At 34.4% G+C, this 17,288-nt stretch carries 13 protein-coding genes and 1 pseudogene; all 14 read left to right on the forward strand.

Annotated elements, in window-relative coordinates:
* The first annotated feature begins 64 nt into the window (after positions 1-64).
* Positions 65-2,344: an FtsK/SpoIIIE family DNA translocase gene (locus F8154_RS03810; RefSeq protein WP_151860271.1), complete on the forward strand. Its 2,280-nt coding sequence runs from the start codon at positions 65-67 to the stop codon at positions 2,342-2,344.
* 454 nt (positions 2,345-2,798) lie between these two features.
* Positions 2,799-3,872, forward strand: a complete 1,074-nt coding sequence (gene mnmH / locus F8154_RS03815) for a tRNA 2-selenouridine(34) synthase MnmH (RefSeq protein ID WP_151860272.1) — start codon at positions 2,799-2,801, stop codon at positions 3,870-3,872.
* Positions 3,872-5,200 (forward strand): 30S ribosomal protein S12 methylthiotransferase RimO, encoded by a 1,329-nt coding sequence (rimO, locus tag F8154_RS03820; protein WP_151860273.1) that lies wholly within the window; start codon positions 3,872-3,874, stop codon positions 5,198-5,200. The genes mnmH and rimO overlap by 1 nt, the downstream gene beginning before the upstream one ends.
* Positions 5,197-5,733, forward strand: a complete 537-nt coding sequence (gene pgsA / locus F8154_RS03825) for a CDP-diacylglycerol--glycerol-3-phosphate 3-phosphatidyltransferase (RefSeq protein WP_151860274.1) — start codon at positions 5,197-5,199, stop codon at positions 5,731-5,733. The genes rimO and pgsA overlap by 4 nt, the downstream gene beginning before the upstream one ends.
* A 99-nt stretch (positions 5,734-5,832) precedes the next feature.
* The gene (locus tag F8154_RS03830) at positions 5,833-7,071 is read left to right on the forward strand and encodes a competence/damage-inducible protein A (RefSeq protein ID WP_151860275.1); all 1,239 of its coding nucleotides are present in this window, start codon (positions 5,833-5,835) and stop codon (positions 7,069-7,071) included.
* A gap of 133 nt (positions 7,072-7,204) precedes the next feature.
* Positions 7,205-8,245, forward strand: a complete 1,041-nt coding sequence (gene recA, locus F8154_RS03835) for a recombinase RecA (protein ID WP_151860276.1) — start codon at positions 7,205-7,207, stop codon at positions 8,243-8,245.
* Positions 8,246-8,528: 283 nt separating this feature from the next.
* Positions 8,529-8,699 carry a hypothetical protein gene (locus F8154_RS15015; protein WP_192930148.1) on the forward strand — a complete coding sequence of 57 codons (171 nt, stop codon included), beginning with the start codon at positions 8,529-8,531 and terminating at the stop codon, positions 8,697-8,699.
* A gap of 6 nt (positions 8,700-8,705) precedes the next feature.
* Positions 8,706-10,211 carry a methyl-accepting chemotaxis protein gene (locus tag F8154_RS03840; RefSeq protein ID WP_330577833.1) on the forward strand — a complete coding sequence of 502 codons (1,506 nt, stop codon included), beginning with the start codon at positions 8,706-8,708 and terminating at the stop codon, positions 10,209-10,211.
* Between the two features lie 237 nt (positions 10,212-10,448).
* Positions 10,449-12,323 carry a sigma 54-interacting transcriptional regulator gene (locus F8154_RS03845; RefSeq protein ID WP_151860278.1) on the forward strand — a complete coding sequence of 625 codons (1,875 nt, stop codon included), beginning with the start codon at positions 10,449-10,451 and terminating at the stop codon, positions 12,321-12,323.
* A 213-nt stretch (positions 12,324-12,536) separates the two neighbouring features.
* Entirely contained in the window at positions 12,537-12,827 is a 291-nt protein-coding gene (locus tag F8154_RS03850) for a UxaA family hydrolase (protein ID WP_151860279.1), read from the forward strand.
* 15 nt (positions 12,828-12,842) lie between these two features.
* The gene (locus tag F8154_RS03855) at positions 12,843-14,003 is read left to right on the forward strand and encodes a UxaA family hydrolase (protein WP_151860280.1); all 1,161 of its coding nucleotides are present in this window, start codon (positions 12,843-12,845) and stop codon (positions 14,001-14,003) included.
* A gap of 91 nt (positions 14,004-14,094) precedes the next feature.
* Positions 14,095-15,011: pseudogene (locus F8154_RS03860) on the forward strand (2-keto-3-deoxygluconate permease).
* A 62-nt stretch (positions 15,012-15,073) separates the two neighbouring features.
* Positions 15,074-16,342: a four-carbon acid sugar kinase family protein gene (locus F8154_RS03865; protein WP_151860281.1), complete on the forward strand. Its 1,269-nt coding sequence runs from the start codon at positions 15,074-15,076 to the stop codon at positions 16,340-16,342.
* A gap of 2 nt (positions 16,343-16,344) precedes the next feature.
* Positions 16,345-17,288 (forward strand): 4-hydroxythreonine-4-phosphate dehydrogenase PdxA (pdxA, locus tag F8154_RS03870; RefSeq protein ID WP_151860282.1); only part of this gene is annotated, 944 nt, incomplete at its 3' end.

The raw sequence follows: 17,288 nt of genomic DNA on the forward strand, positions 1-17,288 counted from the left end.
TAATCAATAATTGGTAACGCAATTATTAACATGACATAACAGATTAAATTCCGGGGTGATAAAAATGAGTAGGAGAACAAAAAGAAAAAAATCAGATGAAGTAGGTTATTTATCAAGGTTTAACCATGAAATAAAGGGTGTGTTTTTAATAGCAATAGGCCTTATTTTAGTTGTTTCAATGCATACAACCGGAGCAGGATCAGTTGGTGAGTTCATTAAGGATATATCAACTGGATTATTCTCAACAGCTGCTTATATATTATCCTACATTATAATTCTGTGTGGAGTATTAGTATTAAGCAACGCCTTCTTTTGGAAAAATAAGAGTAGCATCCTGTATTTTAGCTTAGTTTTTATTTCCCTATTAATTATTGTATCCTTAAGGGATATAAAACTAATTATAGAGGGTGCAGCTGGTGAATCCATCAATAATACATTAGCTTTAAGCTTTAGATTAGGAAAAGAAGGAATAGGGGGAGGACTAATTGGCAATATGATCACTGGCCTATTGGTTAAGCTTTTTGGCGAAATAGGTGGCATTATTATAGTTATTAGTATATTGATTATTTCTACTATGATGTACACAAAAATATCACTATTAACTTTATTAAGCAATGTAAAGAATCTTTTCTTAAAGCTGTTTAAAGGCTCAAGAGAGTTTATAGGTGAGTTTGTTATGGTCTCTTCAAATAAAAAATCTAATAAATTTGATGATGGCTTAGATGATTTAGATGATATTAAACTAGAAGTTGCTGTAGGTAAAGATTTAGATGAAAAGGAAGAAAAGATAAAGGTCCTTGATTTTACTACAGAAGCTATTAAAGAGGCTGAAGAAGAGCTAAAGGATAAAAGCATAGATGATATAAAATCAAAAAACTCCATTAATGGAATGGAGGAAGAGCTACAATTAGACGTTAGCAATTATAGTGATACTCAAATAGAATACATACTTCCTAACATAGGTCTGTTAAACCAATTAGACCAACAGGCTTCAAAGGATGATAAGAAAAAAATAATTAAAAAAGCAAAGGTACTAGAGGAAACATTAAAAAATTTCGGGGTAGATGCAAAGGTAATACAGGTTAGTAAAGGGCCTGTAATAACCCGTTATGAGCTACAACCTAGCATTGGAGTTAAGGTAAGCAAAATCGTAAATCTCAGTGATGATATAGCATTAAATATGGCTGCTCCCGCAATAAGAATCGAAGCACCAATACCAGGGAAAGCAGCTATAGGTATTGAAATACCTAATGATGATGCTGCCAATGTTACCTTAAGAGAGGTTATTGATAGTAATAATTACAAGTCTAATAAGTTCAACATACCCTTTGCTCTAGGTAAGGATATATCCGGTAATCCAGTAGTTACAGATATAAGTAAAATGCCTCATTTATTGGTTGCAGGAGCTACTGGATCAGGTAAGAGTGTTTGTATAAATTCATTAATTTTAAGTATTTTGTTTAATTCAAAGCCAGAGGATGTAAGATTAATTTTAATAGACCCTAAGGTAGTGGAGCTTAATCAGTACAATGGAATACCCCATCTTTTGATACCCGTTGTAACAGACCCTAAAAAGGCCACCAGTGCATTAAACTGGGCAGTTCAAGAGATGACAAAAAGATATAAGCTTTTTGCAGATGGACATGTAAAGGATATTAAATCCTACAACGAAAAATATTTAGAGCACAAATTACCCTTTATTGTAATAATAATTGATGAGCTGGCTGATTTAATGATGGTTGCAGCTAATGATGTTGAGGATGCAATCTGTCGTCTAGCACAAATGGCTAGAGCAGCTGGACTCCATCTAATATTAGCTACCCAAAGACCTTCTGTAGACGTTATAACTGGTGTAATTAAGGCCAACATACCATCGAGAATTGCATTTTCTACTGCATCCCAAGCTGATTCCAGAACAATTTTAGATATGGGAGGAGCAGAAAAATTATTGGGTAAAGGTGATATGTTATTCTACCCCATAGGTGCCAATAAGCCAATAAGACTTCAAGGGGCCTTTGTATCAGAGGCAGAGGTAGAAAGGGTAATAGCCTTTATAAAAAATCAAATAGAAAAACCACTGTATGAGTCAGAGATTATTAGCAAAATAGATCAGGGTAATACATTAGATATGAATGGCTCTGATGAACTATTTGATAATGCAGTAGAGCTAGTTTTAGAAAACCAACAGGCTTCAATATCAATGCTGCAAAGAAGATTAAGAATTGGATATAACAGAGCAGCTCGATTAATTGACGAAATGGAGGAAAAAGGTATAATTGGGCAGCATGAGGGTAGTAAACCAAGACAGGTGCTTATTAAGGGTGAAGACCTTATAGGTAAGTAATAGTCAATAAGGATTAAGTAATAAGGTATAAGTAGGTAAAGAATAAAAACATAAAAAGATGATTAAAAGTGAAAAGTTAAAAGTGAAAAGTGAAAAATTAAAAGTGAAAAGTTAAGAGTTAAGAGTTAAGAGTTAAAAATTAAGAGTGAAAAGTTAAAAATTAAGAGTTGAAAGACAAACATATAATGGAAAATTGAAAATTGAAAATGGAAAATGGAAAAATCAAAAGATAAAAGACAAGCATAGAATTAAGAATTAAGAGTTAAAAGTTAAGAGTTAAGAGTGTAAAGTTGAAAGACAAAGATAAAATTGAAAATTGAAAACCATAAAAGCAAGTAATATGTAATAGGGAATAAGGAATAAGTAGGTAAAGAATAAAAACCATAAAAAGAAAATTAAAATTCAAAACCTTAAAATCAATGAGTAATTAGTAATTAGTAATTAGTAATGAGTAATGAAAAACGGGAATCAGGTGAAGCTAAGGATGAACCAAATAAAAATTGAAGATGTAATTAAGCTGGAGGATAAGGCTATTATTGATGTAAGGTCATCCTATGAGTTTAATAATGGTACTATACCAAAGGCTATTAATATTCCATTGTTAGATGATTATGAAAGGATAGAGGTAGGTAAAAGCTACAAAAAAGAGGGGGCTGAAGCTGCAAAAATCAAAGGCTTGGACTTTATTTCCCCTAAGCTTACTAGCTTCTATAGGGAAGTAAAGGAGCTGCAGAAAAACTCAAAAAATTTAATAGTGTTTTGCAGTAGAGGAGGCTTAAGAAGCACCACATTTGTAAAGCTTATGGATTTATTAGGAGCAAAAGGAATATATCAGCTACAGGGTGGATTTAAAGAATATCGTAGCTTTATTCTTAAAAGTCTAATGGATTTAAAAAAAATAGAGTTTATTGTTATACATGGTCATACAGGGGTTGGTAAAACTGATATTATTGAAAAACTGAAGCTAAAAGGTATACCAGCAATAAACTTAGAGGAGCTAGCCCAAAATAAAGGTTCTGTTTTTGGTAATATTGGCTTTAATGGTATTACAACACAAAAGAACTTTGAAAATAGCATTGCAGAGGAGATTATAGTAAGTAAAGATAAGCCTATTGTGATAGAAAGCGAAGGTCAACGCTTAGGAAACGTTACAATTCCAAAAATTATATATAATAATATGATTAATGGTCATCATGTTCTATTAAAAACAAGTATAGATAATAGAAAAAATAGGCTTGTTAATGATTATGTAAATAAGAGAGAAGGAAATGACCATAAGCTAATTGATGCTGTCAATAAATTAAAAAAACGATTAGGACATGAGAAGGTACAAAGCTACATTAAGCTTATTAATGAAAAAAAATATGACCTGTTAGCTGAGGCTTTATTGGAGCATTATTATGATCCTCTTTATAACTTCTCTATCGAAAAATATGATTATGACATTATAATAAATTATGATAGAATTGAAGAAGCAATAGAAGTAATTAGTAGATATTATAAAGAAATAGAAGGGAAGACGAGGTAATGAACTTTACAGTATATGTAGAATCCCTTGGGTGCTCTAAAAACCTAATCGATGCTGAAATAATGCTGGGAATATTAAATAAATACGGCTATAAGTTAACTATGAATAAAAGCAATGCCGACATAATAATTGTTAATACCTGTGGCTTTATTGATGCAGCAAAAGAAGAATCAATTAATAAAATCATTGAGCTGGGAAGCCTTAAGGAAAAAAGGTTAAAGCTCCTACTGGTTTCAGGGTGTCTTGGTGAACGGTATCCAGATGAGCTGCTGAAGGAGCTACCAGAGGTGGATGCTATAGTTGGAACAGGCAATTATCATACAATAGTAGAAACCATACACGAAGCTATGAAGGGTAATAGGGTTACAAAGATAGGGAACCTAGATCAAGTTTTTGACGAAGCATTACCTAGATTTCAGACTACTCCTACCCATACTGCCTATGTAAAAATTTCTGACGGATGTGATAATGTTTGTACCTACTGCATTATACCAAAGCTACGGGGGAAATATAGAAGTAGAAAAATTGAAAACATTATTTATGAAGTAGAAGAGCTAAGTAAAAAGGGTGTAAAGGAAATTATACTTATTGCTCAAGATACCACCCGCTATGGTATTGATATCTATGGTGAATTTATGCTTTCTAATCTACTAGAAAAGCTATGTCAAGTAGAGGGTATAAAATGGATACGACTATTGTATGGGTATCCAGAGATGATTACAGATGATTTAATTAAAACCATAAAGAATAACGATAAAATCTGCAATTATTTAGATATGCCTATTCAACATTCCAGCGATGCTATACTTAAGCTTATGAATAGAAGAACAACTAGAAAATACTTAATTGATTTAATAAAAAAAATAAGAAGTGAAATTCCCGATATTGTATTGAGAACCTCCTTGATTGTTGGTTTTCCTGGTGAAGAAGAGGATCATTTTCAAGAGTTAAAGGATTTTGTTGAAGAGGCTAGATTTGATAAGCTAGGGGTATTTTCTTATTCTAAAGAGGAGGGTACACCAGCAGCTAAGCTCTCAAATCAAATTGAGGATGAAATAAAAGATACCCGAAAGAACATAATAATGGAAATACAGCAAAGAATATCTCTCGAAAAGAACCAATCAAAAATTGGCAAGGAGATGGAGGTTATAGTTGAAGAAACTTTAGTTAAGGGTAAAGAGTATATAGGTAGAAGCAAAGGCGACGCTCCAGAGATAGATGGACTTGTATATGTACATTCATCAAGAAATATAAAAATAGGTGAAATAGTTAAGGTAATTATAAGTGGAGCATTAGAATATGACTTGATGGGAGATGTAATTCGATGAATTTAGCAAATAAGTTAACTATACTTAGAATTTTATTAGTACCTGTATTTATGCTTTTTCTGTTAAATCATATACCCTATGGAGTTGAAATTGCTGCAAGTATATTTATAATAGCAGCTATTACAGATACTCTTGATGGATATATTGCAAGAAAGAAAAACCAAGTAACAAACTTTGGTAAGTTTATGGATCCATTGGCTGATAAGCTTTTAGTTTCAGCAGCTTTAATATCCTTAGTTCAACTTGGTAAGCTATCAGCTTGGGTGGTTGTTATTATAATTGCTAGAGAATTCACCATCAGTATATTAAGGGCTGTGGCAGCTGCCGAAGGAGTGGTAATAGCAGCAAGCTGGTGGGGTAAAGTAAAAACCATAACACAAATTGTTGCAATTATAGCTGTTTTAGTTAATAATTTTCCCTTCAGTCTAGTGGGATTTCCATTCGACACTATAATGATATGGGTAGCAGTTATCTTTACAGTAATTTCAGGGCTTGATTATATTAAAATTAATAAACATATTCTAAAGCATTAAAATATAGTAATTATCATTTAACACACATTAACACCCTATTGCCAATATAAATTGGCATTTTGTTTTAGATGCAATAAATACATAAAGAGGAGTAAAAAAATGCTAGCTTCAATTATTTGTATAGGAACAGAATTAGTTAATGGTAAAACAAAAGATTCAAACTCATATTATATCTCACAAAAACTAATTACACATGGTTATAGGGTTGGTATTAAAATTACAGTGGAAGATAAATTAATTAGCATTACTAATTCTATAAATTTTGCATTATCCACCTCCGACATTCTGATATTAACAGGGGGACTAGGACCTACCTTAGATGATATTACAAGAGAAGCAGTATCAAATGCTATAGGATACCCCTTAGAAATGAATGGATCAATTAAGAAAAAGATAATAGACATTCTGGAAAAAAATCATAAAAAATGCCCTGTTAATAATTTTCGTCAAGCTTATTTTCCAAAAGGCTCCCAGATAATAGATAATAAAAATGGAACTGCTGCAGGCTTTTTAGTTGAGTTTAATAGTAAAAAAGTTTTTGTTCTCCCAGGTCCACCTAATGAAATGAAGCCTATGTTTAATGATTACGTGTTGCCTATGCTAAAAGGCTTTAGAAATTCAAGCTTAATTATAAAGAGCTACGAAATTGTTGGAATAGGTGAGTCTGCCCTTGAAGAAGAGCTAATGGATTTTATCCAAGAATATAAAAATTTTTCATTTGCAACCTATGCTCTTGATGGGCATATTACTTTAACAATTACTGCCGAAGAGGATACTAATTTAGAAAGTGCAGGTCTTTTAAAAGATTTAACCAATAAAATTGAAAAAAAAATAGGTGATTATATATATAGTATTGATGGCAGTACATTAGAGGAGGAGGTCTTTAAAGCTCTATTGGAAAAGGGTCTAACCCTAGCAACTGCTGAATCCTGTACAGGAGGCCTATTAGCTTCAAAGCTTACTTCAATACCAGGTATTTCTAAGGTATATGAAGGTGGATTTATAACCTACAGCAACAATTCGAAAACTAGAGATTTATTTGTACCATCTGAGTTAATAAGCCATCAGGGGGCTGTCAGCTATGAGGTTGCTATGTCAATGCTAAAGGGCTTAAAAAAAAGAACCTTATGTAATTGTGGTATATCAATAACTGGAATTGCTGGGCCAGAGGGGGGTACGGCTACAAAACCAGTAGGAACAGTTTTTGTGGGTATTAATTTAAAAGATTATTATGAGGTTATACAGCTTAGACTTTCGGGAAATCGCAGAAGAATACAAAACCTTACAACCTTAACAGCACTAAATCTATTAAGAAAAGCAATAATTAGCAAATGTTAAATTTTACATAATGAGCAATAAAAAATTTAAATAGTATTTGACCTTTTGTTTTAAATAATATATAATTATAAAAAAGAACAAATGTTCGAAAAGAATGAAAGGTAGGTGAACCAGAGATAGCTCTGGTATTAAAATGATTGAGAAAAAGAAAGCATTAGAGATGGCTATTAATCAGATAGAAAAACAGTTTGGCAAAGGCTCCATAATGAAATTAGGTGAAGATTCAAAGGCCAATATGGAGTGCATTTCTACTGGCTCAATAGAATTAGATATTGCATTAGGTATAGGTGGAGTACCTAGGGGAAGAATTGTAGAAATATATGGTCCTGAATCATCCGGTAAGACTACTGTAACCCTACATATTATTGCAGAGGCTCAAAAAAATGGTGGCTCAGCAGCCTTTATAGATGCTGAACATGCATTAGATCCCACATATGCTAAAAAGCTAGGAGTAAATATTGATGACTTAATAGTTTCACAGCCAGATACAGGCGAACAGGCGCTGGAAATTGCAGAAGCACTGGTAAGAAGTGGAGCAATAGACATTATAGTAATAGATTCTGTGGCTGCCCTTGTCCCAAAAGCAGAAATTGAAGGGGAAATGGGAGATTCTCATGTTGGGCTACAGGCCCGTTTAATGTCACAGGCCTTAAGAAAGCTTGCAGGTGCTGTTAATAAATCAAAAACAACTGCTATATTTATTAATCAGCTACGTGAAAAGGTTGGAGTTATGTTTGGTAATCCAGAAACAACCACAGGTGGTAAGGCATTAAAGTTTTATGCTTCAGTAAGGTTAGATGTACGAAGAATAGACGTTATTAAACAAGGCAATGATATTATGGGTAACCGTACTAGAGTAAAGGTTGTTAAAAACAAGGTAGCGCCCCCATTTAAGCAGGCTGAGTTTGATATAATGTATGGAGAGGGAATTTCAAAAACTGGTGATGTCCTTGATTCAGCAGTAAATTTAGATATAGTTAAGAAGGCTGGAGCTTGGTATAGCTACGGAGATCATAGACTTGGTCAAGGTAGAGAAAATGCTAAACAGTTTTTAAAGGAAAATCCCGATATTTGGAATGAAGTAGAAGATAAGATTAGAGAGCATTATGGATTATCTAAAGGAAAAGGTGCTACAGAAGCAGTAGCTACAGAGGAAGCCACAAAAGCAAAATAAAATAGTAGATTACACTCCTCTAATTATGCTGTTTTGCGTAGCTACATTAAAGATTAAAATACAATTGAAATAGCAATAAAAAACTTGTAGTAATAATTCTACAAGTTTTTTTATTGCTAAAAACACTACTTCTCCTGCTGGTAAATAGTTGTTGCTATATAAAACAATTTTACACAAAAAAATGCAAAATGTTACAAGTTTTTGTTTGGGATGGCTATAGGGATGGTATATTTAAATAGCAACATCATTCAACAATTAAATTGAAACGAGCGGAGGTTTTAAAATGACAATTTTTAAAAAACTAGTAACTTCATTTTTAGTAATTGTGTTTATTATGTTAGCAATTTTAACAGTAACAGCCATCAACACCAATAGAATTGAAAACCTTAACAATACTATTGCTGTGGCTAAGGATGAAATAAGCTTTCTAATTGAAAAGGAAGTAGACCACTAAAGATGGCTGAATAATATTAGCCTAATGTTTATTACTGGAGATATACCAGAGTCTGTAGACCATACCCAATGTAACTTAGGTAAATGGTATTATTCTTACGAGCCACAAGACTATAATAGAGATGCGTATATTGCTTTAGAGGAACCCCATATTAAAGCCCATAAAAGTGGACATCAGCTAATTGATCTTTTTAAGGCTGATAGGAAGAATGAAGCTCTATTAGTTTTCCAAAGAGATGCAATTCCAGCAGTAGAGGAGGTACAATACCACCTAAAGGAGCTACAAAATGCTAAAATAAACCATACCACAAGTCTTCAACAGGAAATTAAAAGTATACAAAGAACAGCTCAAATAATAAATTTTAGCTTTATAATTATAGCTATCATAAGTGTAATAATCATTGCTACAATATTGAATAGAAAAATAGGTATTCCCGTAGCCAATTTGTCTAAGACTATAGAAAGATTTTCTAATTATGATCTTTCAATGGATAATAAAGAGGCTTCAAGATATATTAAAAATAAAGATGAAATAGGTACTATTGCCAGAGCTCTAGGGGTTATGCAAAATAACCTTGTTACATTGATAAAGGATATTGCCGACTCATCTCAACGGTTGACAGTGTCTTCAGAGGAAATGACAGCTACCACTCAACAATCATCTATTGCAGCTGAAGAAATGGCTACAACAATTGAAGAAGTGGCGATGAGCTCTAATCAACAAGCAAAGGAGACAGAAAATGGTGCAATTAAGACAAAAGAACTTAGTAGCATTATAGAAGAGGATATACAGGATATGTTTAGACTACAAGAAGCGGTGGACAAACTAAACCAACATAAAAATGAGGGCTTAAATATGGTTAATAGCTTAACCGCCATAGTGAAGGAAAGTAGCTCTTCTATTGAAACAATTTATGAAACAACCATAGCTACAGATTCTAGTGCTTTAAAAATAGGAGAAGCTAGCAAACTAATTGAAAGCATTGCAGGACAAACTAATCTTTTAGCTCTAAATGCAGCAATTGAAGCTGCACGAGCAGGTGAGGCAGGTAAGGGCTTTGCTGTGGTTGCAGATGAAATAAGAAAGCTTGCAGAGCAGTCTACCAGCTCAGCGAAGGAAATCGACACTATGCTTTTAGACCTACAAGATAACTCAAAGAAATCTGTGGAGATTATGGAAAAGGTTATGGAGGTAATGAAGCTGCAAACCCTTCGTGTAGACGAGACTGAAAAGGAGTTTAGCAATATAGTAAATGAGGTTTTAACGGTTAGTACAACTGTGGAAAGGTCATTAGCCTCAGCAAAAAACATGGATGATATTAGAAACCAGTTAGCTACTCTTATGGAGAGCTTATCGGCCATAGCTCAGCAAAATGCAGCTGGCACCCAGCAGGCTTCGGCAGCTATAGAGGAGCAATCAGCATCAATGGAGGAAATAGCAAGCTCTGCCGATATGCTGGCTACCCTTGCTTCGAAAATGCAGGACAGTGTTTTAAAGTTTAAGCTAAGTTAGAATAAAAACCTCCGTTACTATAGTTTATTGCCATCAGCTTCCTCAATTTAAAGAAAATTATGAAAACTATAGAGGATTTAATAGATAAAAATAGAAAATACAAGTTATAATAGCATAAAGGATGAAAGCTAAAATTATTTCTGTTAATTAATACTACCTTACTTATCTCCCTTAAAAAATGGCTGTATTAGTAACTCTGGTGAGATAGTAAGCTGAGTATGAATTGGGGGAGTGAAGATGTATGATAGAATTGCCTTTATAGCTCCATATGAAGATTTAAAAAAGATTGCAGATGAAGCAATGGGGGAAATGGGTATATTCATAGATACCTATGTAGGTGATTTGCAGCGAGGAGTAAATAATGCAATAAAAGCCAAGAAGGAAGGTAAAAAAATCGTTATAAGTAGAGGAGGCACTGCCAGAGTAATACAAGAGCAGGTGGACATCCCAGTAGTTGAAATTAAAGTAACAGGCTATGACCTTCTTAGGGTTTTAAACAAGTACAAATACTCAAAAAAGAAGGTAGCGGTTATAGGATATGGCAACGTTATTAGTGGAGCAAGGGTTATAGCTGATATACTGGGATTTAACGTAGAGTATTTTCCAATAGATGTTGAACATGAGGTTGTTGAAAAGGTGCAACTGGCATATGATTTAGGTATAGATGTTATTATAGGAGATACTATATCTGTTAGAACAGCCAATAGTATGGGAATGGAATACGAATTAATAAAATCTGGTAAAGAGGCAATTATTAATGCCTATGAGGAAGCTCAAAAGCTGTATGAAGCTATAGAAAGGGAAAGTGAGAAAAAGCAGAGATATAAGACAATCGTAAACTTTATAGAAGAAGGTATAATAGCAGTTAATAAAAATGAAGAGGTTATTCTATATAATCCAGTAGCAGAAAAAATCTTTCAGATACCAAAAGATAAGGTAATGTATAAAAAGGCCTCTGATGTAATACCCAATACCAGAATACCAAATGTATTAAGAACAGGTAAACCAGAGCTAGGTTATATTCAATATACAGGAAATGCCACCAACAGAGTTCCTATTATTGTAGAGGGTGAAGTTAAGGGAGTGGTAGTTACCTTTCAAGATATAACAAGGATACAGGAGGTAGAGCAAAGAATAAGAGAAGAGCTTCATAAAAAGGGCTTGACTGCTAAAAAAACCTTCGATCATATTCTTGGGGAGAGTAAAATAATTAAAAAAGCTATTGAACTATCGAAAAAATATGCAAAAACCGACTCTACTATTTTATTGTGTGGTGAAAGTGGAACAGGGAAGGAAGTATTTGCCCAAGCAATACATAATTATAGTAGTAGAAGAAACAAGCCCTTTGTTGCCATTAATTGTGCTGCTATACCCGGAAATCTTCTTGAAAGTGAATTATTTGGCTATGCTGAGGGAGCATTTACTGGGGCCCGTAAGGGGGGAAGAAAAGGGCTTTTTGAAATGGCCCACGGCGTAACTATATTTTTAGATGAAATAAGTGAGATGGATATTAAAGTACAGGCAAGGATATTAAGGGTTATTCAAGAGATGGAAGTCATGAGAATAGGTGACGATAGAATAATCCCTATAGATGTAAGAATTATATCTGCTACAAACAAGGACTTGGAAAGGGAAGTAAAGAGGAAGAGCTTCCGAAATGACTTGTATTACAGAATTAATGTCCTAATAATCAATATTCCTCCACTAAGGGAAAGAGAAGGAGACATTGAAGTATTGGCGAAGCATTTCATAGAAAAGTATAGTAGGCTGTACAATAAAACAATGAATAAATTAAGTGATAATGTGGTTGAAGTTTTAAAAAGATATTACTGGTATGGCAATGTTAGAGAATTAGAAAATGTAATTGCTAAACTAGTTATAGTTGGAGAAGAGGAAATATCTAAAAAGGAAAGTGCAGCTTTAGTTTTTAAGGACCTTTTAGCAGACGATAAATCAGAGATAGAAGTAAATTTACTAGAAGGAAGCCTAAAGGAGATAGAGCTGAAAATAATAAAACAGGTTTTAGAAGAAGAAAACTATAATAAAACCAAAACAGCAGAAAGACTAAGAATTACTAGAGTAACCCTCAATAATAAGCTAAAAGACGTATAAATATTAAACATTAAGGTATAAAAAATATACAAGTTTGAGATAAGAAGCTCCAATTAAAGAAGCTTTTTATCTTTTTTTTATGGAATTAAAAGTATTACTATTTTTATTTACCTTAAAAATTGGTTGCTATAGGGATAAGGCTGTACCAAAGTATAATTAAATAATAAATATGGCATGTATTTTGCTTTAATAAAAGTAAAAGGAGGTGTTAATATGTTGAGATTGATAATAGCACATACAAAGGACAATGTAGCCACCATAGTACAGGACGTAGCTCCAGGGGATGTTATTACAATTGGAGAAAACAGCCAAAGGATGGATATATCAGTAAATAACAATATTCCTTGCTATCACAAGGTTGCTTTAGCTGACATTAAAAAAGGAGAAGCTGTAATTAAGTATGGTGAAGTTATTGGAAAAGCCTCTAGTGATATTAAAAGAGGTGATTATGTACACATTCATAATCTTGAAAGCACCAGAGGTAGAGGTGATATAAAAAGCTAGAAGGGAGGTGAAAACATGAAAATAAAGGGATATAAAAGAGAAAACGGAGCTTATGGTATAAGAAATCATTTAGCAATAATTCCAGCATCAATTTGTGCAAGTGAAACTGCTATGAAGATTAGTTACTTGGTTCCTGGGTCAGTAGCATTACCCCACCAGCACGGCTGCTGTCAGGTTGGGGAGGATTACAAGCAAACCTTAAGAACTCTGATTGGATTAGGGAAAAATCCAAATGTTGGAGGAGTTTTAGTTATTGGACTAGGATGTGAGCAAATAAAGCCTAATGAAGTGGCTGAGGAGATCAGTAAAACTGGAAAACCTGTTGAAGCTATTGTTATTCAAGAATGTGGAGGAACCCTAGGGGCAATTCAACAGGGAACAAGACTAGCAAGTGCTATGTCACAGGCCTTGTCACAGCAAGAAAAGGTAGAATTTGATGTAGGTGAATTAGTTTTGGCTTTGGAATGTGGCGGCTCAGACCCTACATCGGGGATTGCTTCAAATCCTGCAGTAGGAGCAGCATCTGATTTACTTATAGAACGGGGGGGGATTTCAATACTCTCTGAAACAACAGAGCTTATTGGAGCGGAGCATTTGTTAGCCAAAAGATGTGTAAGTGATGAGGTTGCCAATAGGCTAATAGAAATTGTTAATCAAACAGAAAATAGAGCAATTGAGATGGGTGAAGATTTAAGGGGCAGCCAACCTACTCCAGGTAATATTGAGGGTGGCTTATCAACAATCGAGGAAAAATCTCTAGGATGTATTTATAAGGCAGGTAAAGCACCCGTACAAGAAATACTTGACTATGGTGAACTAGTAGGTAAAAACAAGGGCCTATATATAATGGATACACCTGGCGAAGACATAGACTCTATAACTGGTATGCTGGCTGGAGGAGCGCAAATCGTCTTATTTACCACCGGTAGGGGAACTCCTACAGGATCACCTATAGCACCTGTTATAAAGATTACAGGAAATGGTGAGACCTACAGAAAAATGATAGACAATATCGATATAAATGCAGGCAAGATAATAGAAGAAGGAGTATCTATTCAAGAGCTAGGACAGGAAATATTTGATGAGATAGTAAAGGTATCAAATGGTAAGCTAACCAAGGCAGAAATTTTAGGACATAAAGAATTCGGAATATTTAGAATAGGCTATACCTTCTAAGTATAGTTAATAATAATTTAAAAGAGATTTAAAAGGGGAGGTAGTGTAATGAAAATTAAAGCTGCAATAGAAAAATATACCTGGTGGCATGATGGTTATTCCATTGATACTTGGGGCATTTATTAACACCTTCTTTCCACAGGTCCTTGAAATTGGTGGTTTTACAACAGCGTTATTCAAGAATGGAGCCGGTCCTTTAATCGGTATGTTTTTATTTTGTATGGGGGCTGGAATTAGCTTAAAAGCAGCTCCTAAGGCCCTAAAGAAGGGGGCAGCCATAACCCTTTCTAAGTTTGTTGTTGCAGTTGCCTTAGGCCTTTTAGTAGCAAAGCTTTTTGGAGAAAACGGTTTCTTAGGATTATCATCACTAGCAATTATTTCAGCTATGTCTAATAGTAATGGTGGATTATATGCAGCCCTTACAGGAGAATTCGGAGATGAAACAGATATCGGTGCAATAGCAGTAGTATCAATTAATGACGGACCCTTCTTAACAATGGTGGCATTAGGAACAGCTGGTTTAGCAAATATTCCCTTCATGTCTTTAGTAGCAGTAATAGTACCTATAGTTCTAGGTATGATACTAGGTAACCTTGACGATAATATGAGGAAGTTTTTAGTTGCAGGTGGCCCAGTTCTTATTCCATTCTTTGCCTTTGCCCTTGGTGCAGGAATAGATTTTGCTATGCTGATTAAAGCAGGTCTACCAGGGTATTACTTGGATTAATGACGGTATTCGTTGGTGGCTTCTTTAATATTTATACAGATAAGCTAACGGGAGGAAGTGGAATTGCTGGTGCATCTGTATCCTCAACAGCAGGTAATGCAGTTGCTACTCCAATGGCAATAGCAATGGCTGACCCTGCTTTAAAGGCAATAGCTACAGTAGCAACACCACAGGTTGCAGCGTCAACAATTACTACAGCCTTACTAACACCAGTTTTAACCTCATATGTGGCTAAGAGGAATAAAAACAAGCAAAACAAGGATGCACTAGAAAAAAGCTAATACAATAGGGGGAGGGTGCTACTCTCCCTTTTGACATTATTATCTTGAAAAGGGTGATTCTAATGAATAGGTTAATAGTTGTAGCAGATGATTTTACAGGCTCAAATGATACAGGGGTACAATTTAGCAAAAGCAACCTAAAAACAATTGTTATAACAGACTTAAATTCTATTGAAAAAACCAGTAAAGCATGTGATGTACTGGTAATAGACACGGAAAGTAGATTTGATAAGAAGGATAAAGCCTTTGAAAAAACTAAAAGCATTGGAAAGCAGCTATCTAAAGAAAAAGCTAATCTATATATTTATAAGAAGCTAGATTCAACCTTTAGAGGCAATGTTGGCGCTGAAATAGCTGGATTGATGGATGGATTAGGAATAGATTTTGCAATAGCCGCACCTGCATATCCAAAGGCAGGTAGGACAACATTAAACGGACTCATCTATGTAAATAATGTCCTAATTTCTAATACTGAATATGCAAAGGATCCTAAAACTCCAGTTAAGTATTCATATATACCTGATATAATTACCCATCAAACAAATAAGAGGGTAGAAATAATTAATCATAATCATGTTATTCTAGGAAAAGAAGCTTTAATATCAAGAATAAATCAACTAAAGGATCAGGGTGTGGAGATAGTTGTAATTGATGCTATAATGGATGATGAGCTTGAAATTATTGCAGAAGTAGTTTCTCAAATTAAAGGTCATAAAGTATTAATCGGTTCTGCTGGATTAGCAGAATATCTTCCAATACCACTAGGGCTGACTAAAGAAGAAGAGACTATACTGATGATTGCAGGAAGTGTAAGTACTACTACAACAAAGCAAATCCAATATCTTCAAAAGGAGCTACCGGTAGAAATTGTAGATATTAATTTGAAGGAACTTTTCCACAATGAGGAGATAGAGCTTAATAGACTTGTAAACCTATGCTTAACCTATTCAAAGGAAAAAAAGGACGTACTTATTAGAACCTCAACATCAAAAATAGATGTAGAGAGGGCATTTGAGATTGGTAAGAGTTTAGGCTTAAGTAACTATGAAACAAGCGATAGTATTGCAATATTCATTGGAAAGCTTACTTCTGTTCTAATGTCAAAGCTTAGAATAAAGGGATTATTCTTAACAGGTGGAGATATAGCCATCAAGGTGGCAGAAAGAGTAAAGGCATTAGGTACTATAATAGACAAAGAAATACTTCCTGGTATTCCATGTGGATATTTTATTCATGAGGATTACAGTAATTTACCCGTAGTCACAAAGGCCGGGGGCTTTGGAAGGGAAGATGCCCTTGTAAATATTGTTGAGTATCTTAAGGAGAGATAATTATGCATCAAGATAAAATAATTGGAGTCACTATGGGGGATCCAGCTGGTATAGGACCAGAGATAATATTAAAAAGCTTTAATAATATTAATATTAATAATTTGAAAATTATAGTTATTGGTGATTTTAAAGTAATGGAGCTATTGAAGTCTAAGCTGCACTTTCCTGCCTATAGGTTAAATAGGGTGGTAGACTTGAATCACTGTGTTTTTAGAAATGACCTACTTAATGTATATGACTTAGCAAAGGTAGATATAGAAAAGCTGAAGCCTGGTAAGGTTCAAGCTATGGCTGGAAATGCAGCCTTTCACTACGTAAAATTTGCAACGGAATTAGCTAAAGCTGGAAAAATAGATGCTATTGCTACAGCCCCTTTAAATAAAGAGGCTATGCACCTTGCAGGTCACCTGTATCCAGGACATACGGAGATTCTTGCAAAATTTTCTGGAGCTAAAAGCTATGCCATGGTTTTATATGATGATAAGCTTAAGGTTATCCATGCTTCAACCCATGTCTCATTACTTAATGCTATAAAGGGTCTTAATAAGAAAAGGGTTGAAGAGGTAATTCAGCTTGCCCATGACACCCTATTAAAGCTAGGGTATGAAAATCCAAAAATTGCAGTAGCAGGAATCAATCCACATGCAGGAGAAGGGGGCCTTTTTGGAGACGAGGAAATAAAAGAAATAATTCCTGCTATAAGGACTAAAATAAAAGAGGGCATAAGGGTAGAGGGACCAGAAGCTCCCGATACAGTTTTTTTAAGGGCTGCTGAGGGAAGTTTTGACATGGTTGTGGCAATGTATCATGATCAAGGTCATATACCCTTAAAGCTTCTAGGTTTTCACAGCGGTGTTAACATAACTGTTGGACTTCCAATAATAAGAACCTCAGTAGATCATGGTACAGCCTTTGGCAAGGCATGGCATGGTACTGCAAATGAAGA

The sequence above is a fragment of the Alkaliphilus pronyensis genome (assembly GCF_009017275.1).
GTDB classification, from domain to species: Bacteria; Bacillota; Clostridia; order Peptostreptococcales; family Natronincolaceae; genus Alkaliphilus_C; species Alkaliphilus_C pronyensis.

What these genes read in the sequence shown, in the direction of transcription:
- F8154_RS03810 (WP_151860271.1), top strand. Translation starts at nt 65, where the DNA reads ATGAGTAGGAGAACAAAAAGAAAAAAATCAGATGAAGTAGGTTATTTA.
- mnmH (WP_151860272.1), top strand. Translation starts at nt 2,799, where the DNA reads ATGAAAAACGGGAATCAGGTGAAGCTAAGGATGAACCAAATAAAAATT.
- rimO (WP_151860273.1), top strand. Translation starts at nt 3,872, where the DNA reads ATGAACTTTACAGTATATGTAGAATCCCTTGGGTGCTCTAAAAACCTA.
- pgsA (WP_151860274.1), top strand. Translation starts at nt 5,197, where the DNA reads ATGAATTTAGCAAATAAGTTAACTATACTTAGAATTTTATTAGTACCT.
- F8154_RS03830 (WP_151860275.1), top strand. Translation starts at nt 5,833, where the DNA reads ATGCTAGCTTCAATTATTTGTATAGGAACAGAATTAGTTAATGGTAAA.
- recA (WP_151860276.1), top strand. Translation starts at nt 7,205, where the DNA reads ATGATTGAGAAAAAGAAAGCATTAGAGATGGCTATTAATCAGATAGAA.
- F8154_RS15015 (WP_192930148.1), top strand. Translation starts at nt 8,529, where the DNA reads ATGACAATTTTTAAAAAACTAGTAACTTCATTTTTAGTAATTGTGTTT.
- F8154_RS03845 (WP_151860278.1), top strand. Translation starts at nt 10,449, where the DNA reads ATGTATGATAGAATTGCCTTTATAGCTCCATATGAAGATTTAAAAAAG.
- F8154_RS03850 (WP_151860279.1), top strand. Translation starts at nt 12,537, where the DNA reads ATGTTGAGATTGATAATAGCACATACAAAGGACAATGTAGCCACCATA.
- F8154_RS03855 (WP_151860280.1), top strand. Translation starts at nt 12,843, where the DNA reads ATGAAAATAAAGGGATATAAAAGAGAAAACGGAGCTTATGGTATAAGA.
- F8154_RS03865 (WP_151860281.1), top strand. Translation starts at nt 15,074, where the DNA reads ATGAATAGGTTAATAGTTGTAGCAGATGATTTTACAGGCTCAAATGAT.